The 21,590-nt window shown below is 63.9% G+C and carries 27 protein-coding genes; 18 read left to right on the top strand and 9 right to left on the bottom strand.

What is annotated here, in order from left to right:
• Positions 1 to 62 precede the first annotated feature (62 nt).
• Together cobS and OIK40_RS10500 are read left to right on the top strand one after the other, a co-directional pair.
• On the top strand, positions 63 to 1,052 hold the full coding sequence (cobS, locus tag OIK40_RS10505; RefSeq protein WP_273678283.1) for a cobaltochelatase subunit CobS: 990 nt from the start codon (positions 63 to 65) through the stop codon (positions 1,050 to 1,052).
• A 113-nt stretch (positions 1,053 to 1,165) separates the two neighbouring features.
• Positions 1,166 to 3,289 carry a transglycosylase domain-containing protein gene (locus OIK40_RS10500; protein WP_273678282.1) on the top strand — a complete coding sequence of 708 codons (2,124 nt, stop codon included), beginning with the start codon at positions 1,166 to 1,168 and terminating at the stop codon, positions 3,287 to 3,289.
• Between the two features lie 10 nt (positions 3,290 to 3,299).
• Here OIK40_RS10500 and OIK40_RS10495 read toward each other — a convergent pair whose 3' ends face one another.
• Positions 3,300 to 3,701 (bottom strand): PaaI family thioesterase, encoded by a 402-nt coding sequence (locus OIK40_RS10495; RefSeq protein ID WP_273678281.1) that lies wholly within the window; start codon positions 3,699 to 3,701, stop codon positions 3,300 to 3,302.
• Complete coding sequence (locus OIK40_RS10490) at positions 3,694 to 4,176, bottom strand: PaaI family thioesterase (RefSeq protein ID WP_273678280.1); 483 nt, start codon at positions 4,174 to 4,176, stop codon at positions 3,694 to 3,696. Before OIK40_RS10490 ends, OIK40_RS10495 begins: the two co-directional genes overlap by 8 nt.
• A gap of 130 nt (positions 4,177 to 4,306) precedes the next feature.
• On the opposite strand from OIK40_RS10490, the gene OIK40_RS10485 reads away from it, so the two are divergent.
• The 3 genes from OIK40_RS10485 to OIK40_RS10475 are packed head-to-tail and all read left to right on the top strand — an operon-like array spanning position 4,307 to position 6,325.
• Positions 4,307 to 4,465, top strand: coding sequence for a hypothetical protein (locus tag OIK40_RS10485; protein ID WP_273678279.1), 159 nt, complete (start codon positions 4,307 to 4,309; stop codon positions 4,463 to 4,465).
• A 43-nt stretch (positions 4,466 to 4,508) separates the two neighbouring features.
• The gene (locus OIK40_RS10480; RefSeq protein WP_273678278.1) at positions 4,509 to 5,420 is read left to right on the top strand and encodes a hypothetical protein; all 912 of its coding nucleotides are present in this window, start codon (positions 4,509 to 4,511) and stop codon (positions 5,418 to 5,420) included.
• Entirely contained in the window at positions 5,420 to 6,325 is a 906-nt protein-coding gene (locus OIK40_RS10475; RefSeq protein WP_273678277.1) for a transposase, read from the top strand. Before OIK40_RS10480 ends, OIK40_RS10475 begins: the two co-directional genes overlap by 1 nt.
• Here the strand turns inward: OIK40_RS10475 and ruvX are convergent.
• The 7 genes from ruvX to pyrE are packed head-to-tail and all read right to left on the bottom strand — an operon-like array spanning position 6,322 to position 10,893.
• Positions 6,322 to 6,813: a Holliday junction resolvase RuvX gene (ruvX, locus tag OIK40_RS10470; protein WP_273678276.1), complete on the bottom strand. Its 492-nt coding sequence runs from the start codon at positions 6,811 to 6,813 to the stop codon at positions 6,322 to 6,324. The two genes, OIK40_RS10475 and ruvX, sit on opposite strands and share 4 nt — an antisense overlap.
• Positions 6,789 to 7,943 carry a DUF3089 domain-containing protein gene (locus OIK40_RS10465; protein ID WP_273678275.1) on the bottom strand — a complete coding sequence of 385 codons (1,155 nt, stop codon included), beginning with the start codon at positions 7,941 to 7,943 and terminating at the stop codon, positions 6,789 to 6,791. The genes ruvX and OIK40_RS10465 overlap by 25 nt, the downstream gene beginning before the upstream one ends.
• Before the next feature lie 19 nt (positions 7,944 to 7,962).
• Positions 7,963 to 8,862 (bottom strand): signal peptidase I, encoded by a 900-nt coding sequence (gene lepB, locus OIK40_RS10460; protein WP_273678274.1) that lies wholly within the window; start codon positions 8,860 to 8,862, stop codon positions 7,963 to 7,965.
• 14 nt (positions 8,863 to 8,876) lie between these two features.
• Positions 8,877 to 9,278: a holo-ACP synthase gene (gene acpS, locus OIK40_RS10455; RefSeq protein WP_273678273.1), complete on the bottom strand. Its 402-nt coding sequence runs from the start codon at positions 9,276 to 9,278 to the stop codon at positions 8,877 to 8,879.
• Complete coding sequence (locus tag OIK40_RS10450) at positions 9,275 to 9,559, bottom strand: pyridoxal phosphate biosynthetic protein (protein WP_273678272.1); 285 nt, start codon at positions 9,557 to 9,559, stop codon at positions 9,275 to 9,277. Before OIK40_RS10450 ends, acpS begins: the two co-directional genes overlap by 4 nt.
• Positions 9,560 to 10,315 carry a pyridoxine 5'-phosphate synthase gene (locus OIK40_RS10445; protein ID WP_273678271.1) on the bottom strand — a complete coding sequence of 252 codons (756 nt, stop codon included), beginning with the start codon at positions 10,313 to 10,315 and terminating at the stop codon, positions 9,560 to 9,562. It abuts the gene before it with no gap.
• The gene (pyrE, locus tag OIK40_RS10440) at positions 10,312 to 10,893 is read right to left on the bottom strand and encodes an orotate phosphoribosyltransferase (RefSeq protein ID WP_273678270.1); all 582 of its coding nucleotides are present in this window, start codon (positions 10,891 to 10,893) and stop codon (positions 10,312 to 10,314) included. The genes OIK40_RS10445 and pyrE overlap by 4 nt, the downstream gene beginning before the upstream one ends.
• A 247-nt stretch (positions 10,894 to 11,140) precedes the next feature.
• Between pyrE and coxB the strand changes: the two genes are divergently transcribed.
• The 13 genes from coxB to moaA all read left to right on the top strand — a co-directional run bounded on the left by coxB (position 11,141) and on the right by moaA (position 21,590).
• The gene (gene coxB, locus OIK40_RS10435) at positions 11,141 to 12,145 is read left to right on the top strand and encodes a cytochrome c oxidase subunit II (protein ID WP_273678269.1); all 1,005 of its coding nucleotides are present in this window, start codon (positions 11,141 to 11,143) and stop codon (positions 12,143 to 12,145) included.
• A 41-nt stretch (positions 12,146 to 12,186) separates the two neighbouring features.
• Positions 12,187 to 13,899, top strand: a complete 1,713-nt coding sequence (gene ctaD / locus OIK40_RS10430; RefSeq protein WP_273678268.1) for a cytochrome c oxidase subunit I — start codon at positions 12,187 to 12,189, stop codon at positions 13,897 to 13,899.
• Positions 13,900 to 13,994: 95 nt separating this feature from the next.
• On the top strand, positions 13,995 to 14,924 hold the full coding sequence (locus tag OIK40_RS10425; protein ID WP_273678267.1) for a heme o synthase: 930 nt from the start codon (positions 13,995 to 13,997) through the stop codon (positions 14,922 to 14,924).
• A complete protein-coding gene (locus tag OIK40_RS10420) occupies positions 14,921 to 15,046 on the top strand; it encodes a cytochrome c oxidase system small membrane protein (RefSeq protein ID WP_273678266.1) in 126 nt (41 codons plus the stop codon). The genes OIK40_RS10425 and OIK40_RS10420 overlap by 4 nt, the downstream gene beginning before the upstream one ends.
• Positions 15,047 to 15,049: 3 nt before the next feature.
• Positions 15,050 to 15,655 (top strand): cytochrome c oxidase assembly protein, encoded by a 606-nt coding sequence (locus OIK40_RS10415; RefSeq protein ID WP_273678265.1) that lies wholly within the window; start codon positions 15,050 to 15,052, stop codon positions 15,653 to 15,655.
• Positions 15,656 to 15,688: 33 nt separating this feature from the next.
• Positions 15,689 to 16,561: a cytochrome c oxidase subunit 3 gene (locus tag OIK40_RS10410; RefSeq protein WP_273678264.1), complete on the top strand. Its 873-nt coding sequence runs from the start codon at positions 15,689 to 15,691 to the stop codon at positions 16,559 to 16,561.
• Complete coding sequence (locus tag OIK40_RS10405) at positions 16,561 to 16,932, top strand: DUF983 domain-containing protein (protein WP_273678263.1); 372 nt, start codon at positions 16,561 to 16,563, stop codon at positions 16,930 to 16,932. Before OIK40_RS10410 ends, OIK40_RS10405 begins: the two co-directional genes overlap by 1 nt.
• Positions 16,929 to 17,489, top strand: coding sequence for an SURF1 family cytochrome oxidase biogenesis protein (locus OIK40_RS10400; protein ID WP_273678262.1), 561 nt, complete (start codon positions 16,929 to 16,931; stop codon positions 17,487 to 17,489). Before OIK40_RS10405 ends, OIK40_RS10400 begins: the two co-directional genes overlap by 4 nt.
• A gap of 12 nt (positions 17,490 to 17,501) precedes the next feature.
• A complete protein-coding gene (gene thrC, locus OIK40_RS10395) occupies positions 17,502 to 18,920 on the top strand; it encodes a threonine synthase (RefSeq protein WP_273678261.1) in 1,419 nt (472 codons plus the stop codon).
• Positions 18,920 to 19,810, top strand: a complete 891-nt coding sequence (locus OIK40_RS10390; protein ID WP_273678260.1) for an RsmD family RNA methyltransferase — start codon at positions 18,920 to 18,922, stop codon at positions 19,808 to 19,810. Before thrC ends, OIK40_RS10390 begins: the two co-directional genes overlap by 1 nt.
• A gap of 11 nt (positions 19,811 to 19,821) precedes the next feature.
• Positions 19,822 to 20,208, top strand: a complete 387-nt coding sequence (locus OIK40_RS10385; protein WP_273678259.1) for a dihydroneopterin aldolase — start codon at positions 19,822 to 19,824, stop codon at positions 20,206 to 20,208.
• 4 nt (positions 20,209 to 20,212) lie between these two features.
• Positions 20,213 to 20,530 (top strand): Rossmann fold domain-containing protein, encoded by a 318-nt coding sequence (locus OIK40_RS10380; protein WP_273678258.1) that lies wholly within the window; start codon positions 20,213 to 20,215, stop codon positions 20,528 to 20,530.
• Entirely contained in the window at positions 20,523 to 21,590 is a 1,068-nt protein-coding gene (moaA, locus tag OIK40_RS10375) for a GTP 3',8-cyclase MoaA (RefSeq protein WP_273678257.1), read from the top strand. Before OIK40_RS10380 ends, moaA begins: the two co-directional genes overlap by 8 nt.

The following is a 21,590-nucleotide window of genomic DNA, read 5'->3' as shown; positions in this document are numbered from 1 at the left end:
CAGCCTTTCGCGGCAAAGCACCGCTTGCAGCCTGCGCCCATGCGTTCTAACCGGACCCGGCAATGACTTCATCCTCTCGCACCAATGTCGCCGGCGAAAACGCCATGCCCACCCAGCCCGACACCACCGTGGACGTCCGTGACGTGTTCGGCATCGATGTCGACTGGCAGGTTCCCGCCTTCTCGGTGAAGGACGAGCATGTGCCGGAAACGGACGATGCCTATGTGTTCGATCCGGACACCACGCTGGCGATCCTCGCAGGCTTTGCGCATAATCGCCGGGTGATGGTGCAGGGCTATCATGGCACCGGCAAATCGACCCACATCGAACAGGTCGCAGCGCGCCTCAACTGGCCGAGCGTGCGTGTGAACCTCGATGCGCATATCAGCCGTATCGATCTGGTCGGGCGCGATGCCATCGTGCTGAAGGACGGGCTGCAGGTCACCGAGTTCAAGGAAGGCATCCTGCCCTGGGCGCTTCAGCACCCGGTGGCGCTGACCTTCGACGAATATGACGCGGGCCGGCCCGACGTGATGTTCGTGATCCAGCGCGTGCTCGAATTCGACGGCCGGCTGACGCTGCTTGACCAGAACCGCGTGATCACGCCCAACCCGTGGTTCCGCCTATTCGCCACCACCAACACGGTGGGCCTTGGCGATACGTCGGGCCTCTATCACGGTACGCAGGCGATCAACCAGGCGCAGATGGACCGCTGGAACATCGTCGTCGCGCTGAATTATCTCGCGGCAGAGGTGGAACAGCAGATCGTCAAGTCCAAGACCCCGCAGGCCGACGACAAGATGATCGCCGACATGGTCAAGGTTGCCGAACTGACCCGTCAGGGCTTCATGAACGGGGACATCTCGACTGTGATGAGCCCGCGCACCGTTATCACCTGGGCGCAGAACGCGGCGATCTTCGGATCGGTGGGCTTCGCCTTCCGCCTTTCGTTCCTCAACAAATGCGACGAAGCGGAGCGCACGCTGGTGGCCGAATATTATCAGCGCGTGTTCGGCGAAGACCTGCCTGAAGGGGCGGCAAGGAAGCGCTGATGCCAAGCCGCTTGCGGTGAAGTGTCCTAGGCTGATAACACAGTCCCGCTATGGCGCTGTTCGACCGATTCTGGAAAGGCTCACGCTCAGGCGCCGATAACGGCGGGGCTGACATGCCGGCCGGGTTTTATCCGCTTTACGAATCGATGCAGCCTGTCGACCTTGATGACGAGGACGACGTCCTTCCGCGCCCGCGCGCTTCGGCGACGCCCGATTTCGACGCCTGGGATGCCAAGCTCGCCGGGATAGACGAGGCGCTGGAGGTCGAGGAGAAGCGCCGCCTGCGCTGGTGGCAGCGCGATTACTGGCGCGAACGTTCGAAATTGTGGTGGACGGGACGCGGCATCATGGCCGCGCTGGCGCTGTTCGTGGCGCTGATCGGCTGGCTTGCGATCACCGCGCCGCTTTCGAAAAGCCTCGAACCTATCGCCCCGCCGCAGGTGACGCTGCTGGCCAGCGACGGCACGCCGATCGCCCGGCAGGGCGCGGTGGTCGAGGCTCCCGTAAAGCTCGCCGATCTGCCTGCGCATGTTCCGCAAGCCTTCATCGCTATCGAGGACCGACGTTTCTATTCGCACTGGGGGATCGACCCGCGTGGCATCGCGCGGGCATTGTGGACGGGTTATGGCGGCGGCTCGACCATCACCCAGCAGCTGGCCAAATTCACTTTCCTGACCCCTGAACAGAGCCTCAGCCGCAAGGCGCGCGAGGCGCTGATCGCGTTTTGGCTCGAAGGCTGGCTGACCAAGGACGAGATCCTCGAACGCTATCTTTCCAACGCCTATTTCGGGGACAATCAATACGGGTTGCGCGCGGCATCGCTGCATTACTTTTACCGCCAGCCGGAAAATCTGAAGCCCGAACAGGCAGCGATGCTTGCGGGGCTGCTGCAGGCACCATCGCGCTATGCGCCGACCAAGCACTACGACAAGGCCAAGGCGCGGATGGAGTTGGTAATCGGGGCCATGGTTGAGGAAGGTTATCTTTCCCAGGCCCAGGCGCGTGCGTTGCCCGATCCCCGGATCGATGTGCGCCAACGCGACGACAATGTGCCGACCGGCACCTATTTCGCCGACTGGGCGCTACCGCTGGCACGTGAAGGGCTAGAGGCGAGCTATTCCAGGCAGGTTCTTACCACCACGCTCGATTCGCGTTTGCAGTCGCTCGCCAGCCGGGTAGTGGCGCGCGCGCCGCTGGGCGGAGCGCAGGTCGCGCTCGTTGCCATGCGTCCGAACGGCGAGGTCGTCGCGATGGTCGGCGGGCGCGATTACGGCAAATCGCCCTTCAACCGGGTGACGCAGGCCCGCCGCCAGCCGGGATCGACCTTCAAGATCTTCGTCTATCTTGCCGCGCTGGAAGCCGGCTGGGAGCCTGACGATACCATTCCCAACACTCCGATCACGCAAGGAAGCTATCGCCCCAAAAACGCGCGCGAACGCTATTCCGAACAGATCACGTTGAAAGATGCCTTTTCGCAATCGAGCAACGTTGCCGCCGTCAGACTTTTGCAAGCGGTGGGCAGTGACAAGGTGATCCGCACCGCGCGTTCGCTTGGGATCACTGCACCGATGGCAGAGGGCGATCCCAGCCTTGCGCTTGGCACATCATCAATGACGCTGATGGAGCTGACCGCTGCCTATGCGGGGATCGCAGCGAACGAATTTCCGGTCGAACCGCACGCCTTTGCCCGCGACGATCAAAGCTGGTGGGAATGGCTGACGACGCGCAAGGACAGCCTTTCGCGCAGGGATCACGAGGCCATGGAGACGATGCTGCGCGCCGCGATCAACCGCGGAACGGGGCGCAACGCGGTGCTGCCCATCGCCAATTACGGCAAGACCGGTACCACGCAGGATTACCGCGACGCGCTGTTCGTGGGCTACGCTGGCGATCTGGTGGTCGGCGTGTGGGTCGGCAATGACGACAATACTCCGATGAAAGGCGTTACCGGCGGCAGCACGCCCGCGCGTATCTGGCGCGATTTCATGCGCGGCGCGCTTAAACTGGAGGCTGGCCCGAAACCCGCGCCCAGCACATCACCCGACCCCGAAGGCCCGGTCCAGCCGCTCGATCTGGAAGAGGGGGCAACTATCCCCGTTGGCGAGAACGGCGCGGTTCTGCGGGTTGAAGGCAACGGGCTGACGTTGTCGCAGGAAGGCGTGCCGGTTGAGGTCAGGCTGAGCGAGGATGGGCTGGTGGTCCAGCCCGCGCCGTCGTCCAGTCCGACACCGCCTTAACCCATCAGGCTTAACCCATCAGGATGTTCATCACCGCGGTCGCGATCGGGCGGCTGCGATCGTCTTGCCATGCCTCGACCGCGATATTGACGTTGCGACGTCCCAGCCGCGTTATGCGGCCGAGCGCATAGGCCGGCTTCGATTTGCCCGCGGCGAGATATTGCACGGTGATATTGATCGGCTTGAGCTTCGGGTCGCGTCCCTGTGCCAGCAGCGCGTTGCGCAAGGCGGCATAGCCGGCCGCCTCAAGAAGCCCGGCGGTTGCCCCGCCATGGAAATGCGCCGGACGGCCTTCGACATTCGGCCCGAAATCGACCGACAGCAGCGGCATGCCTGTGTCCTCACCGACAACCTTGATCCCGAGCGAGCGGGCATAGGCCGTCAGTTCCTGGGCCGAATGCGCGTCAGTCATTACCGGCGCTCCCGCCGAGTGCCGGGTTTTCCTTTCGCGGATCGGCAGCGATGGTCATGAATACACCCGCGACATGGGCCACCGGATCGTCCGGATCGCCGTCATGCGCGATCCCGCGCACGAAGGCGGCGGAGCGGGTGCGACGATAGCATTCCACCCGCCCGAGTACGCTTGCCCGTTCGCGTGCCGGGCGCTGGTAATCGACCCTCAGATCGAGCGTCGCCACGGGATTGAAGGTCCGGCTTGCCTGCCAGATCGCCATGCCGCTGGCCATGTCCATCAGGCTGATGATCGGTCCCGATGCCAGCACCGGGCGGCTGCGATCGCCCAGCAGGTCCTCGCGCCAGGGCAGTTCGAGCTCCACCCAGTTCTCCCCCTGATCGGCGAATCTCAGGCCGAGCCAGGCCGTATGGCCGTGACGGAAAAACCATTTCGATGCTTCGCGGGCATCGAACCGGGCAGGGGGGGTGTTCATGCCGCGCTGCATAGGGGCGAGGGCGGGCGGGTTACAATCATTTAATTTCGCGGGATGCGCTGGGCTTGCCACCTTCATGTCCGGCGCATTGGTAAGGGGCCAGTTGCGCCGAACAAGAAGGAGAGCAGTGATGAACATTCCCAGCATCGATCTTGCACAGATCCCCGGTCTCGAAGGCGCGCAGGCGCTGTTTGGTGCGGCGCTTGAGGCTGGCGCCCAGGTCGACGACCGGATCGTGGATATCATGGTCTATCTCTACGAGGTCATGCCGCCCGAAGCGGTGCTCTGACGGCGCGGGACGGACGGCAGTGCAGGTCCATCCGGCAATCGAGATGCTGCGGAGCAAGGGCGCTCCGCAGCCCCGCACCGATGCGGCGCTTTCCGCTTGGCGTGCGCTGCCCGATGTCGCGCAGGTGCTGGAAGAACTAGCGGCCTATGGTGCAGGTGCGCCGTTGTCCGGCTTGTCACGTCTGTCAGAATGCATCGGGGCAGAGGCGCGCGCGCGCGGATTTGCCGCCGGTTTTCTCGTGCCGCTGATGGCGGCCCAGCGCGCCGAGCCGCTGGCGCAGCCGCGCCTCGGCTGCTCTGCCGCGACCGGGATCGACCGTATCCGGCTGGGCGAAAGCGGGCGCGCGGCGCTGACCCTTGCCGTGTTCGGGCGCCGGAGCACGGTAGTTCCCCGCTCGGTGTTGTTCGAGGATTGCGAGGCTTTCGAGATCGTTCTGGCCGGTCGGGGGCAGGCGATTTGCTACCGGCACGGCAGGGGCACAATCGAACATACCAAGCTCGATTGCTCGCCCGGTACGCGCATCGTCCGCACCGGTATCGGGGACGCGCGCCAGATCATCGCCGTCACCCGGCCCTTGCTGGTGTTGCAGTTGACTCGTGAGGCTGCCGATCCGCAACCTTCGCGCGAACACGCGCTGCCAGATGGCGGTTTGATCAAGACCATCAGCGCCTGCAAGCGTCACAGCCAGCGCATGGTGGCACTGGGGGTGCTGGGCGCACTTGCGCATCGCCCGGCGTTGGACGCGATAGAGCAGCTTGCTCTGGATGGTGCAGAGCAGCGCGACCTGCGTTGGGAAGCGGTGCGCCAGTTGATCGGGCTTGATCCGGCGCGGGGTTGCGCCGTGCTCACGCGGCTTTCGGAACGGCCTGCCGATTCCCTGTGTGAACCCGCCGCGAAGCTGCATCGCCAGCTTCTTGTTTCTTATCCCGCGCTCGCAGCCTTGGAGCCTGCCTGATGCCGCTTGTCATCGACAATCCATCGTCGGAAAGCTGCTCGCTGCCCGAATGCGTCGAGGCGTTGGCCGATCTGGGCTTCAATGCCGATGATCCTGCGAGCACGCGTGCGGCGGCGGACTGGCTGCGGCGGCTGGCGAATAACCACGACTTTCTCGGCGATCTGCTGGTCGACCGGTTGGCGGGGAGAGGCGGGCAGGAGATCGCGAGCGGTTACGGCCCACAGGCAATCATCCTCAGCCGCCCTGCGGATAACCGTGCGAACAGTGCCTTCCTGCGCGCCGCAATCTGGCCGTCGTCACAGGATCACGTGTTCCGTACCAGCGGCGCGGCGAGCTTCGTCTACGGCGCGCCCCATGATCACAATTTCGATTTTCTTACAGTGGGGTACTGTGGCCCGGGCTATGCCAGCGACTACTACGAATACGACTATGACGCGGTCGCGGGCTATCCGGGGGAGGAGGTGGGCCTGCGGTTTGTCGAACGTTCAACGCTCTCGCCCGGCAAATTGATGCTCTATCGCCGCCATGTTGATGTGCACCGCCAGTTGCCGCCGACAAGCCTTTCGGTCTCGATCAACGTGATGCGAGTGGATCCTGCGCAGGGGTGGTTCGACCAATACGGGTTCGAACTGGAGGCGGGCACGGTGACGCGCTGTCTGAACCCGCTGGCGAACGAGGCGCTGCTGCGGGTCGCAGTGGCAAGCGGTGCGGATAGCGCGCGTGACTTTGCCGAGTGGGTCGGAGCCACCCATCCAAGCGACCGAATGCGGCTGGCGAGTTTTGCGGCGCGCGCGGACATGCTCGACGATCCGGCAGAGGCTGACGCGCTGTGGCGAATGGGAGAATTGTCGGGCAGCCGGCTGGTTTTGGAAGTCGCGCAGCGGCAGCGGGCGATGCTGGCCTAGAGTACACCGCCTGCCAGACGATCGATCGCGCCTTGAAGGATCACCGCTGCGGCGTGGGCATCGATCGCGGCGGCACGTTTGGCGCGGCTCATGTCCTGTCCGATCATCGCAGCCTCTGCCGCCTGCGTCGACCAGCGCTCGTCCCAGAGCAGGATCGGCAGGGCAAAGGCCTCGGCGCAATTGCGGGCATAGGCACGCGAGGCCTGCGCGCGCGGGCCTTCTGATCCGTCCATGTTGCGGGGCAGACCAATGACAACGCCTTTGACGCCGCGCGCCTTCACCAGCGCCGCCAGCGTTTCGCGGTCACGGCCCCATTTGCCGCGCTGGATCGTGGTATTGTTAGTGGCAAAGCGCCAGCCGGCGTCGCAGGTCGCGGTGCCGATGGTCTTGGTGCCGAGATCTAGGCCGAGCAGCACGCCGCCATCGGGCAGCGCATCGGCGAAGGTGCGCGCATCCTCGAAGATCATTTGGCGGGCTGCTTCGTCCATGTCTCAACCCGGCGGATCACGTCGGCCTTGGTGTTCGCCCAGAACAGCGGCAGATCATAGACATGGTAATTGTTCCCCGGCAGCACATAGCTTCCCATTTCGGGCGGTGCGCCGATCAGCAAGACGCCCCGATTATCGCAGCGCGCAGGGACGAGACCGGGGGCGAGTTCGCCCTTTTCCATGCTGTCTTCGGGCACCAGTGTGCCGAGATTGGAGCTTGCCGGGGCTTGCCCGCCATAGGTGCCGGTCAGCGGATTGGTGCACAACATAGGGGACGTTCCCGGCGCATCACCATCGAGCGCGGGCATGCTGCCATAGGCTTCGAGCACCAGCGATGGATCGGCAGGCTCGGCAAAACTCTGCCACGAAAGCACGCATCCGGCCTGCTCCGGCGCGGCGCAGGCCGGAAAGCCCATCTGCGGCAGATCGTGCTGGAGGCTTACCGGCCAACCGATGATGTATGCTGCGACGAGCCGCTCTGCAGCCGGCGATCCGCGCACTTCTTCCGCCAGCAGCCGCTTGAGATGCAGCGAGCCTTGCGAATGGCCTGCCAGCACGATCGGCGTGTCGGGATCGATGCTGGACAGGAAGTAACGATAGGCCTCGCGCACGTCGGCATAGGCAGCGTCGATCGCTTGCTTGCCCTCCGGTGCGTCGGTCAGAAAGGCGCCCATGGTCGCCTGCCGGTATCGGGGTGCCCAGATTTCGGACGCCGCGTTGAAGGGACTGGCCATACCGCGCAGGTAAATGCGGGCGATACGCTCGGCATCCGGGTCGCCACCATTTTCAAGCGGCGCGTTCCAGCTTTCGCGGTTGAGATAGCTGGTAGGGTGGACAAAGAACACGGCAAAGCGCGGAGCGGGCGGATCGGCAGGGGTGGGCAGAAGCCCGCGGTCATTGGCATAGGCGGGTTGCCAGCGCGCCGGGTCCTTGAGCCCGATACCGGGGCGCGAGTACCACAAAGCCGGGTCCTCATAGGCATTGGCCTCGAGCGGCTTGACCGGCGCGAAAGCAACCGAGGGGACCGTCGCCAGTTTTGTGAGCTGGTTGGGGAACAGTGCCAGCAGGATCGCCCCCGCGATTACGAGCGTGATACAGAAAGCTACGAAATAGAGAAACTTGCGAGCCATTGCTTGCGCTGCCTCACGATTATTGTGCCGCGCTTTCTTCGGCTAGCGGCGGGCGCAGTGTTGTCCAGGCCCGCTCGGGACGCAGGCTCGAGAACCACGATACCGGGTTCCATGTGGTCGAACCGTCGAGACTGAAGGTGATGAATTCCGCCCGTCCGCCGATATTGGCCAGCGGTACTGCGCCGCCCAACCCGCTCTCGATCGCTTCGGCGCGGCTGTCGGCGCTTTCGTCGCGGTTGTCGCCCATCACGAAGACGGCGTTGTCCGGCACGGTATAGGGACCGTAATTGTCCAGCCGCTGGTCGCGGTAGTCGATGGTGAGATAGGTCGCCCCGTTGGGCAGCGTTTCGCGCCATGTCGGCGGTTCGTAATATTCGCGGCCGTCCGCGCCGTTGACGCGGTATTGATCGAAAGCATCAAGGCAGGGGGCACCGCGGCAGATCAGATCGGGTTCGAACGGGATGCGCACCGGCGGCACCACTTCGCGCTTGATCGCCTGGCCGTTGAGGATGATCTGCCCGCCGCGCACTTCGATTGTGTCGCCCGGCAGCGCGACCACGCGCTTGATGTAATCCTCGTCCCGCGTCGGGTGCACGGGAATGACGATATCGCCATATTCCGGCGTCGACGGCCACACCCGCCAGTCGCCCCGCGGCAACAGGTGGAAGCTCGCTGACGCCCACGACCAGCCATAGGGGTATTTGCTCACCACCAGCCGGTCGCCCACCCACAGAGTCGGCATCATCGAGGTAGAGGGGATGTAAAAGGGCTTTGCCACGAGGCTGTGAAACGCCAGCACAGCCAGCAGCATCAGCGCCAGCCCGCGGATTTCGGCCAGCCAGTCGACCTTGTGCGGCTTTTCGGGGGCGCTGGTGTCGGTCACATGAGGGCTTTCTTGGGGGCTTTCGGTGATTGCCATGTGCTTCGGGCCGATCAGAGGGGGATGGCTTCGATGATCACGAAGGCCTGGGCCCATGGATGATCGTCTGTGAGGGTAAGATGAATGCGCGCCTCATGGCCTTTCGGCGTCATTTCTTCAAGCCGCAATGCCGCGCCGCCTGTCAGCGCCAGCGTCGGCGCACCGGAGCGGCCGTTGACCACGCCGATATCCTTCATGAACACGCCGCGCTTGAACCCGGTGCCGACCGCTTTGGAGAAGGCTTCCTTGGCGGCGAAGCGTTTCGCATAGGTGCCGGCGATGGTGTAGGGGCGGCTGCGCGCCTTGGCGATCTCGATATCGGTGAAGACGCGGTTCTCGAACCGCTCTCCGTAGCGAGCCAGCGAATTGCCGATCCGTTCGATGTTGCACAGGTCGGAACCGAGGCCGATGATCATTTGAACGCCCTGATGATCACGGCAACCAGCAGGGCCAGCGCCATGAGGTGAAGCATCACCTGCGATTTGAACAGCGGATGGGCGAAATCGCCCTTGGAGAACTTCAGCGCACCGACGAAGCCGAAGATCTGCAGGGCGACCCAGCCGACCGCGAAGACTTCCATGACCCGCGTACTTAGCGAAAAGCCGAGAAAGCCGATGGCGAGCAGGAATAGCGCCGCGGCTGCGAAGGCCCAGCGCTTCTGTTCCGGGGCGAGCGGTGGAAGATCGCCGTCGGGCACTTATCGCACCTCGTCCATCAACTCGCGCATCCGCCGGATCGCGTTTTCCAGACCGACGAAAACCGCCTCGCCGATCAGATAGTGACCGATATTGAGTTCTGCGATCTGGGGAATCGCGGCGATCGGCTGGACGTTATCAAAGGTGAGGCCGTGGCCCGCGTGCGGCTCGATCCCGTTCTTGGCGGCGAGCGCGGCCATATCGGTAATGCGGCGCAACTCGCGTTCGACCCGCGCGCGGTCGCCGTCGAGGAAGGCGTGAGCATATTCACCGGTGTGAAATTCGACCACCGGCGCGCCCAATCGCAGCGCGGCATCGAGCTGTCGTTCGTTGGCCTCGATAAACAGCGAGACACGGATGTCCGCGCCGCGCAGATCCTCGACAATCGGCGCCAGCGTGTTGTGCAGGCCCGCCGCGTCGAGCCCGCCTTCGGTGGTGCGTTCCTCGCGCTTTTCCGGGACGATGCAGGCCGCGTGCGGTTTGTGCCTGAGCGCGATGGCCAGCATCTCGCGCGTTGCCGCCATTTCGAGGTTGAGCGGAAGATTGGTGGCTTGCTGGATGCGCGCCAGATCCTCGTCGCGGATATGACGGCGGTCTTCGCGCAGGTGCGCGGTGATGCCGTCGCCGCCCACTGCCGCAACGATTTCAGCCGCGCGCACCGGATCGGGATGGTCCCCGCCGCGCGCATTCCTGATCGTCGCGACGTGATCGATGTTCACGCCGAGCCGCAGCGGGCGAGGGTGGAGAGTTGCTGTCATTCTTTCCGGCTTCCGGGCTTCGTCACAGCTACGCGTGCCAGCGCTTCGGGGATGTCGCTTTCATCATAGGTGGGGAAATCGATGGCGAGCAGCGGGTAGAAAGGCACGCCGAGATCGACCGAACCGCATGAACGGTCGATGATCGCGCATTCGGCGATCACTTCACCGCCCTCGCGCGCGACAGCGGCGATAGCCTCGCGGCTGGAAAGGCCTGTGGTGACCACGTCCTCGACCATCAGCACCTTCGCCCCCGGTTCGAGTGCGAATCCGCGGCGGAGGTGGAAGGTGCCTTCTGGCCGTTCGAGGAAAAGTGCGTCCTTGCCCATCGCGCGGCCGACTTCGTGACCGATGATGATCCCGCCCATTGCGGGCGAAACCACGACATCGATCTGCGCGCGAACATCCGCAGGAATGCCCGCAACCACCGCCTCGGCCAACCGTGCGGCACGGGCGGGGTTCATGAGCACACGGGCGCATTGCAGGTAATGGCCGCTATGCCGCCCCGAAGAGAGTTTGAAATGTCCTTCTAGCAATGCACCGCTGGCGCGAAACTCGGAAAGGACTTCATCTTCGGTCATGAACGGACTCCGGGAAAAAACGAAAGTGACGCTGCGACTTGCGCGGCAATCATGGAGGCTTGCATAATTTTCTCCCTAGAAGCGCTTGAGGCCCTCGGCAAGCGCGGCTAAGGGCGGTCGGAAGCTGGCCGGAATGTCGGCGGAACGCTGTCTGGCGGAGGGTCGCCGGGCGGCAAGGGATCATAATTCGAAAACTAAGATTTCGAAGCAACTTGGACACATGAAGATGGGTCAGATGCATACCCGTATGAAATTGGCTGGAATCGCGGCGCTGGCTGCGATGGCAGCGCTGTTTGCGCCTGTGAGCGCTGGCGCGCAGGATGCGGCGGCGCCGGTTGCCGTGCAGGCAACCGCTCCGGATGCCGCATTGGTCGACGCTGTGACCGATGCTGCGAATGTCGAGGTGGGTGCCTACACCCCGATGGCTCCGACCAAGGGCAAGGGCATGCCGACCGATCCCCGCTCGGACGAGCCGGGCGCAATGGCCAAGTCGCTGACCTTCCAGGATCAGTATACCGATAATGGCGAATACGCGCTGGGGATGCACGACTACATTCTGCTGCCGGTGATCACCGTCATCAGCCTGTTTGTGCTCGGCCTGCTGCTGTATGTTATCGTGCGCTTCAACCGCGGCGCCAATCCGGTCGCTTCGAAGACCACCCACAACACCATGATCGAAGTGGTGTGGACGATCGTTCCCGTGATTATCCTAGTGGTGATCGCAGTACCTTCGATCACGCTGTTGGCGCGCCAGTATGAAACTCCGCCGGCCGATGCCGTTACAATCAAGGCAACCGGCTATCAGTGGTATTGGGGCTACACCTACCCCGACCATGGCGAGATCGAGGTCATCTCCAATATGCTTCCTGACGAAGAGGCGGTGCGGCGTGGTGAGCCGGCCCAGCTGGCGGTGGACAACCGCATGGTCGTGCCCGCTGGTGTGCCGCTGCGCATCCAGACTACGGCGACCGACGTGATCCACGCTTTCGCGGTGCCCTCCCTCTGGTTCAAGATGGACGCGGTGCCGGGCCGCCTGAACGAGAAGTTGCTGACCATCAAGGAGCCGGGCGTGTATTACGGCCAGTGCTCCGAGCTGTGCGGTTCGCGTCATGCCTACATGCCGATTGCGATCGAGGCGCTTCCTGCCGACGAATTCGCTGCATGGGTGCAGTCGCAGGGCGGATCGATGCCGGGTGCCGAAGAGACGCCCGCCGCCGAGCCCGAACAGGTCGCACTGCTGACCGCGCGCTGAGCCGAACGAACTGAACGAATAACACCTGAGAGTATCCGAAGATGGCAACCACCGCAGAAGGCTTCGACGTTCACGGCGATCACGCCCACGACGCGCATGACCATGCCGATCACAAGCCGGGCTTCTTCGCCCGCTGGTTCATGTCGACCAACCACAAGGACATCGGCACGATGTACCTGATCTTCGCGATCATCGCGGGGATCGTCGGGGGTGCCATTTCGGGCATCATGCGTGTCGAGCTGGCCGAGCCGGGTATCCAGTACCTGCAGTGGTGGGCCCAGTTCATGGGTGGCGCGAACGACATCAATACCGCGCTGCACATGTGGAACGTGTTCATCACCGCCCACGGTCTGATCATGGTCTTCTTCATGGTCATGCCGGCGATGATCGGTGGCTTCGGCAACTGGTTCGTGCCGCTGATGATCGGTGCGCCGGACATGGCCTTCCCGCGCATGAACAACGTGTCGTTCTGGCTGACGGTGGCGGGCTTCTTCAGCCTACTGTTCTCGCTGTTCGTCCCCGGCGGCTCCGGCCCGGGCGCGGGCACCGGTTGGACGGTCTATGCGCCGCTTTCCACCAGCGGTTCGGTCGGCCCTGCGGTCGACTTCGCGATCTTCTCGCTGCACCTGTCGGGTGCGGGCTCGATCCTGGGTGCGACCAACTTCATCACCACCATCTTCAACATGCGCGCGCCGGGCATGACTCTGCACAAGATGCCGCTGTTCGTTTGGTCGGTGCTGGTCACCGCCTTCCTGCTGCTGCTGGCGCTGCCGGTGCTGGCTGCTGCCATCACTATGCTGCTGACCGACCGCAACTTCGGCACCACCTTCTTCGATCCGGCCGGTGGCGGCGATCCGGTGCTCTACCAGCACCTGTTCTGGTTCTTCGGTCACCCCGAAGTGTACATCATGATCCTGCCGGGCTTCGGCATGATCAGCCAGATCGTTGCGACCTTCAGCCGCAAGCCTGTGTTCGGTTACCTCGGTATGGCTTACGCCATGGTCGCGATCGGCGTCGTCGGCTTCATCGTCTGGGCACACCACATGTACACCGTGGGTCTGGACGTTAACACGAAGATGTATTTCACCGCGGCGACCATGGTTATCGCGGTGCCGACCGGTGTGAAGATCTTCAGCTGGATCGCGACGATGTGGGGCGGCAGCCTCCAGTTCAAGTCGCCGATGGTCTGGGCGCTGGGCTTCATCTTCCTGTTCACCGTCGGCGGTGTGACCGGCGTGGTGCTGGCCAATGGCGGGATCGACGACAACCTGCACGACACCTACTATGTGGTGGCGCATTTCCATTACGTGCTTTCGATGGGTGCGGTGTTCTCGATGTTCGCAGGCTTCTATTACTGGTTCCCGAAGATGAGCGGGCGGATGCACAGCGAGTTCCTCTCGCACCTGCACTTCTGGACGTTCTTCATCGGCGTTAACGTGATCTTCTTCCCGCAGCACTTCCTCGGGATGCAGGGCATGCCGCGCCGCTATCCGGACTACACGGAGGCCTACACCTTCTGGCACCAGATCAGCACTTACGGCTACTACATCATGGCCGGTTCGATGCTGTTCTTCTTCGTCAACATCCTCTACGCGCTGTTTGCCGGCAAGAAGGCCGAAGCCAACCCGTGGGGCGAAGGCGCGACGACGCTCGAATGGACCCTGCCGAGCCCGCCGCCTTACCACCAGTTCGAAACGCTGCCGGTGATTACCGACAGCATGGACTATCACGATCACCGTCCGGCATCCGCGTAAGGACCGGGCGTGATCGGCTCCCTCGCCGGAGCATGACACACAGGCGGGAGCGCGGCTGGAATGGTCGCGCTCCTTGCCAATGGAACGCAAAGACGATGGCAAGCACAGCACCTCAGACCACCACGGCGCTGCCCACGGAATGGCGTGATTTCTTCACGCTGACCAAGCCGCGTGTGATGACGCTGGTGATCTTCACCGCGATCTGCGGCGTGCTGGCTGCGCCCGGCAGCATCCATCCGGTGCTGGGCTTCACCGCCATCCTCGCCATTGCCATGGGGGCGGGCGGTTCGGCGGTTCTCAACCAGTGGTGGGAAGCCGATCTCGATGCGGGCATGAAACGCACGATGAACCGTCCGCTGCCCGGCGGCCGGATGCGGCGCGAGGATGCGCGCGATTTCGGGCTCTTCCTGTCGGCGGCGTCGATCGTGCTGATGGGGGTCGCCATCGGCTGGCTGGCAGCTGCGCTGCTGCTGGCGGCCATCATCTACTATGCCGTGATCTACACGATGTGGCTGAAGCCGCGCACACCGCAGAACATCGTCATCGGCGGTGGTGCGGGCGCATTTCCGCCGCTGATCGGCTGGATCGCCGTGACCGGCGAAATCACCGCAATGCCGGTGCTGCTGTTCGCGATCATCTTTTTCTGGACCCCGCCGCACTTCTGGGCGCTGGCCCTGTTCGTGCAGTCCGATTACGCCAAGGTCGGCATTCCGATGCTGCCCGTTGTTGCGGGCGAGAAGGCGACCCGCCACCAGATCCTGATCTACACGCTGGTGCTCGCGCCCATCGCGATTGCTCCGTGGTATATTGGCGGAACCGGCTGGATCTACGGCATGACTGCGGTGACGCTGTCCGCGCTGTTCGTTCTGCTGGCTGTTCCGGTCGGCACCCGCACGCGGGCGGCCGAGGGTGACAAGATGCTGCCCGAGAAAAAGCTCTTCAAGTTCTCGATCTACTACCTCTTCGCACTTTTCGCCGCACTGGTGGCAGACCGTGTGGCGGCCTATCAGGGGTGGCTTGCATGACCCCGGAAGAGGAAAAGGAATTCACCCGCCGCCGCAAGAGCCGCAATCTTGTAGTTGCGGGAACGCTGCTGTTCTTCGTGATCCTGTTCTACGCGATCACCATCGCGCGGATCGGAGGCTGAACCATGGCTTCCACCGCGCCCGTCACCCATGATGCCGACACCGCCCGCCGCAATCTGCGGGTGGGGATGATGGCATTTGCGGGCGCATTGTTCATGCTCGGCCTCGGTTATGCGGCTGTTCCGCTTTACGAGATGTTCTGCCGTGTCACCGGTTTTGGCGGCACCACGCAGGTTGCGAGCGAAACCGACGCCGCACGCGCCGCCGCGATGGCTTCGGGCCAGCAGATCTCGATCCGCTTCGATGCCTCCACCGCAAGCGATATGCCCTGGACATTCCGTCCGAGCGCGCCGACGGACACGATCACCATCGGCCAGCGCGATATCGCGACCTACGTTGCGCGCAACAACAGTTCGCAGGCGATCACCGGCACCGCCACCTTCAATGTCGAGCCGGAACAGGCGGGCAAGTACTTCAACAAGATCCAGTGCTTCTGCTTCACCGAGCAGACCCTTGCCCCCGGGCAGGAAGTTGTCATGCCGGTGCTCTACTACGTCGATCCAGCCATGCTGGAAGACGAGAACATGAAGGGTGTCGAGCAGATCACGCTGAGCTACACTTTCCACCGCACGTCGGGGCCGGAATCGGCCGCACCGGCGGGCACCAACTGACTACGCAAGCAACCCAGGGACGGGAACGACCACATGGCTGGCACGGCAAACCACGATTACCACATCCTTGAACCCGATATTTGGCCGCTCGTCGGCTCGATCTCGGCGCTGACCTTCACCAGCGGCATGGTGCTGAGCTGGCATCCCGACGTGCTCGGGCCGCTTGCCGGCGCAACGGTGCTGTGGGCCGGCCTTGCGGGCCTGATCGCGACCTTCTTCATGTGGTTCCGCAACATCGTGATCGAAGCCCAGCGCGGCGATCACACCCCGGTGGTGCAGCTCCACATGCGCTACGGCATGATCCTGTTCATCGCTTCGGAAGTGATGTTCTTCGTCGGTTGGTTCTGGAGCTTCTTCGACTTCGCACTGTTCCCGACTCCGCTGACCTTCGACCATGAAACCGGGGCAACGACCAGCCTTTGGGGTCAGGCAGGCGCCATCGCGCAGTTCATTCCCGAAGGGATGGAAGTGCTCGATCCGTTCAAGCTGCCGCTGCTCAACACGCTGATCCTGCTGTGTTCGGGCACCACGGTGACTTGGGCGCACCACGCGCTGATCCACGGTGACCGTCAGGGCCTGAAGCAGGGCCTGTGGGCGACCATCGCACTGGGCGTGCTGTTCAGCTCGATCCAGGCGTACGAATACAGCGCCGCGCCGTTCGGCTTCGGCGGCAACACCTATTCGAGCGCGTTCTACATGGCGACCGGCTTCCACGGCTTCCACGTGCTGATCGGGACGATCTTCCTCGCAGTCGGCCTCTACCGCGCCTATCTCGGCCACTTCACCCCGCGGCAGCACTTCGGCTTCGAAGCGGCGGCGTGGTACTGGCACTTCGTCGACGTGGTGTGGCTGTTCCTTTTCGTCGCCATCTACGTTTGGGGCGGCTGGGGCGCCGAATACCACTGATGACGCCGGACTCCGGTCCGACGGAAAGCAAGGGGCAGCCGGGGATCGTCTCGGCTGCCCTTTCCGGTTTGTGCCCCCGCTGCGGCGCCAGGACGCTGTTCGCGACACCCGCAGGACTGGCGGATGAATGCGCGAGTTGCGGGCTCGACTTCCTCTCTCTGGAGCGCGGAGGGCGCTTCGTCGGCGTGCTGACGATGCTGCTGGCGCTGGTGCTGATCCTCGCCGCGCTCGGCGTGGATGAATGGCTGAGGCCGCCGCTTTGGGCGAGCCTTCTGTTCTGGGGACCGGTGACGGTTGGCGCGGTGATCCTTGCCTTGCGGCTCTGGAAGACCATGTGGGTCTATCACCAATACGAGGAACGTGCAGAATGACCCGCCGCCTACCGATCGTGTCGACCATCATCGTGCTGGCTGCCGTCGCCACGATGATCGGGCTGGGCGTGTGGCAGCTCGGACGCAAGGCCGAGAAGGAAGTGCTGATTGAACGCTACGAAGCGGCCGCAGGTGCGAGGGAGACCGTCGTCTTTCCTGTCTCGGGTGATGGCGCGGATGTCTGGTTTCGTCGCAGCGCTGTCGAATGTCTGGGCGCGCCGGTGGTCGATCCCGTGGCAGGCACGGCGGCGAATGGTCAGAAAGGCTGGGTGCATCGCGCGACCTGCAAAACGAGCGACGACGCCGCTGTCACAGTTGATCTGGGTTACAGCCGTGACCTTGCCAAAACCGCATGGCAGGGGGGCGAGGTGACAGGCGTTATCGCGCCCGGCCCCCGGCTTGTTGCCGATCCGGCGGTCGCCGGATTGCAGCCAATGGCCAAGCCTGACCCCGGCGATCTGCCCAACAACCACCTGGCTTATGCCGTGCAGTGGTTCTTCTTCGCGGCGACGGCGCTCGTAATCTACGTGCTGGCATTGCGGCGTCGCCGCAGCTAGTCCGCTACGCCTATGCAATACGTTTCGACACGCGGCAGCGCACCGGCGCTCGATTTCGAAGGGGTGACGCTGGCAGGTCTCGCCAGCGACGGCGGCCTCTATCTGCCCGCCGAATGGCCGCGCTTCAGCGAGGCCGAAATCCGCGACATGCGCGGGCTTTCCTATCCCGATCTGGCCGCGCGCGTCATGGCGCCCTTCGTGGCAGGCAGCCTGACCGAAGAAGAACTGCTCGGCCTGTGTCACAAGGTGTACGGCGATTTCGGCCATGCCGCTGTTACCCCGCTGGTGCAGATGGACGCGCAGCACTGGCTGCTTGAACTGTTTCACGGCCCCACGCTCGCCTTCAAGGATGTGGCGCTGCAATTGCTCGGCGCGCTGTTCGAGCTGTTCCTTGAACGCCGCGATCAGCGCCTGACCATTGTCGGTGCGACCAGTGGTGACACCGGCTCGGCTGCGATCCATGCGGTGGCGGGCGGCACGCGGGCGGAAATCTTCATGCTCCACCCCAAGGGCAGGGTGAGCGAGGTGCAGCGCCGCCAGATGACGACGGTGCGCGCGCCCAATGTTCACAACCTCGCAATCGAGGGCAGCTTCGATGATGCGCAGGCGCATGTGAAGCGCATGTTCACCGATCCGGAAGTGACGCGCGTGCTCGATCTGGGCGCGGTCAATTCGATCAACTGGGCGCGCCTGATGGCCCAGGTGGTCTATTATTTCGCATCCGCTCTCCAGCTTGGCGCACCGGATCGCAGCGTCGCCTATTCGGTGCCGACCGGCAATTTCGGTGACGTCTTTGCAGGCTATGTCGCGGCGAAGATGGGGCTGCCGGTGGAGCGGCTTATCGTCGCCACCAATGTCAACGATATCCTCCACCGCGCGCTGTCGAGCGGGGATTATTCCGCGGGCGGCGTCACGCCGACGATCACCCCGTCGATGGATATTCAGGTCTCCTCCAACTTCGAACGTCTGCTGTTCGACGCCGGCGGGCGCGACGGCGCGGCGCTGGCCGATCAGATGCGCAGTTTCGAGGCATCGAAGGCGATGCAGCTGACCAATGCGCAGGCCGAAGGCGCGGCGGCGCTGTTCACCAGTGCGCGCGCCGACCAGACCGAGACTGCGCGGGCCATGCAATGGGCCTACCGTAATGCCGGGCAGGTGATTGATCCCCACACAGGGGTCGGGCTTCACGCGGCGCAAGCCATGGCGGCAGAGGGCGTGGTTGCGCCGCAGGTGCCGCTGGTGACCCTCGCCACCGCGCATCCTGCCAAGTTCAACGATGCGGTCGAGCGCGCCATCGGCGTGCGGCCCGCGCTGCCGTCGCGGGTCGGCGATCTGTTCGGACGCGAGGAAAGCTATGTCGAACTGGCGGGCGATTATGCGACCACGCGCGATTATGTGCTCTCGCATGCCGCAGCTTCCGGTGAGGCCTGATGGCGGACCTCGTCCAGCAACCGCTGGTGATGGAATGCACCGGTTGGGATTCCTATCGTCTGATCGACAGCGGGGCGGGGCGTAAGTGGGAAGCCTTCGGCCCCTATAGCTTCATCCGCCCGGAACCGCAGGCCTTGTGGCAGCCCCGCATGGCCGACTGGCCCGCGGCGGGCGAATTCATTCCCGGTTCCGACGAAGACGGCGGGGGACGCTGGCATTTCGCGCAAAGCCTGCCCGACGAAGGCTGGGATCTGGCATGGGACGATGTGCGCTTCAATGCGCGCCCGACCCCGTTCCGCCACCTCCAATTCTTTCCGGACATGGCCCCGGTGTGGGAATGGATGCGCGCCCAGCTTGACGGGATGACCGAGGCAGAGGCGCTCAACCTGTTCGGCTATACCGGCCTCGGCACGCTCGCCCTGTCGCGTCATGGACGGGTAACGCATGTCGACGCTTCCAAGAAATCGGTCGCGCAGGCGCGTGAAAACGCGGCCTTGTCGGGCATGACCGATCGCCCGATCCGCTGGCTGACCGACGATGCCGCCAAATTCACCGCACGCGAGGTGCGGCGCGGGCGGCGCTATGACGGAATTATCCTCGATCCGCCCAAGTTCGGTCGAGGGCCGGATGGCGAAGTGTGGCGGCTTGAGGAGCATCTTCCGGGCCTTGTCGGCGATTGCGCAAAGCTGCTCGACAGCGATAGCCGCTTCCTTTTCCTCACCGTCTATGCCGTGCGGATGAGCAGCCTTGCGATTGCCGGCCTGCTGGAAGAGGCACTGGCGTACTTGCCCGGCCAGATCGAGCATGGCGACCTTGCTGTGCGTGAAGAAGGCGAGGGGGGCAGGCTGCTCCCGACGGCAATCTTCGCGCGTTGGTCCAATCCGCGCTAAGGCCCGCCGCCATGACCGATTCGCTCATTCTCGAAGTCAACGATCTCGTGGTCGATGTCCTGACCGGCATCTATTCCGAGGAGACCGGTAAGCCGCAGCCGCTGCGCATTTCGATCGCGGCGCGCTACGCCGTGGCGGATCGCTATGATCCCGACACGCCGCTGGATGCGTCGAAAAACTACATGGACCTCAAATTTGCCGCTTCCGAAGGCTTGCCTGCTGGGGTGCATTTCAAGCTGATCGAGGCGGTGGCCGATCACATCTGTCAGACGCTGTTCGTACAGGACGCGAAGGTTCAGGCGGTGACAGTGAAGATCGTCAAGCTGGCGATTGCCGAAGCAGGCGAGCAGATCGGCATCACTCTTCACCGCGAACGTCCGGGCGATCACGGAGCGTGAGGCAATGATGCGGCAGATCGAGGTCGGCCTGCTGCCTGATGCCCCGCTCGATTCGGCGGGCGCGTTCATGGCCTTCCACCTCGAAGCTGCTCGCGCGCTGCTGGCGCAGCCCGATTGCACCGCACTTGCCATCATTCTACCGCCCGCCGGGCACGATCACCGCGACTGGCGGCTGGCGCTGGCGCGAGATCTGGCGCGCGAGGCGGCGCCCAAGCGGGTCAATATTGTTGCCGGGGTCCCGGGTGAGATGCGGGAAGAGACGCTGCGCTTTTTGGCAGATGCGCCGGGGGTGACAGGACAGTATCTCCCGTGTCATGAATGACAATGTGCAGACAGCCTCTCCCCGCAAGCCTGACCTGATCGTGCTGCGCGATCCGGCCGAGGCCCCGCCGCCGCTGGTCGACGCCTTCCAACGCCGGATCACCTATCTGCGTCTTTCGGTCACCGACCGCTGCGACCTGCGCTGTTCCTACTGCATGCCCGAACGCATGACCTTCCTGCCCAAGAAGGACGTGCTGACGCTGGAAGAACTGTACGATCTTGCCACCGGCTTCATCGCCCGCGGTGTCACAAAGATCCGCATCACCGGCGGAGAGCCGCTGGTGCGGCGCGATATTATCGACCTGTTCACCGCGCTGGGGCGCAGGCTGGGCCATGATCTGGCGGAACTGACGCTGACCACCAATGCCACCCAGCTGGCCACCCACGCCGACGCTTTGGCAAAGGCCGGGGTGAAGCGGGTGAATGTCTCGCTCGACACGCTCGACCGCGCGAAATTCGCCGATCTGACCCGTCGCGATATGCTGCCGCAGGTGCTTGAAGGGATCGCGGCGGCCAAGGCTGCGGGCCTGCGGGTCAAGCTTAACGCGGTGGCGTTGAAGGGCGTCAACGAGGAGGAACTGCCAGACCTGATCGCATGGGGCCATGCACAGGGCCACGACGTGACCCTGATTGAGGTCATGCCGCTGGGCGATGTCGAAGAGGAGCGGCTCGACCAATATCTGCCGCTCAATGATGTGCGCGCCCAGCTTGAGCAGCGCTGGACCCTCAATGAAAGCAGCTATGTCACCGGCGGCCCGTCGCGTTACGTCGACGTGGCCGAAACCGGAGGGCGGCTGGGCTTCATCACCCCGCACACCAACAATTTCTGCGCCGGGTGCAACCGCCTGCGTGTCACCGCGACAGGCCAGCTTTACCCCTGCCTTGGCGGGGGCGAGCGGGTAGATCTGCGCGCTGCGCTCCGCTCGGACGCGCCGGAGGCCAATCTTGCCGCCGCGCTGGACGAGGCGCTTCGGATCAAGCCTGAAAAGCACCATTTCCGCATGGACGCACGCGGCGCCGCACCAGCCGTGCCGCGCCATATGTCGATGACGGGGGGCTGA

The sequence above is a fragment of the Erythrobacter fulvus genome (assembly GCF_028595285.1).
Classification (GTDB): Bacteria; Pseudomonadota; Alphaproteobacteria; order Sphingomonadales; family Sphingomonadaceae; genus Erythrobacter; species Erythrobacter fulvus.
The sequence above is the reverse complement of the archived record's forward strand: the minus strand, read 5'-3'. Positions and strand labels throughout refer to the sequence as shown.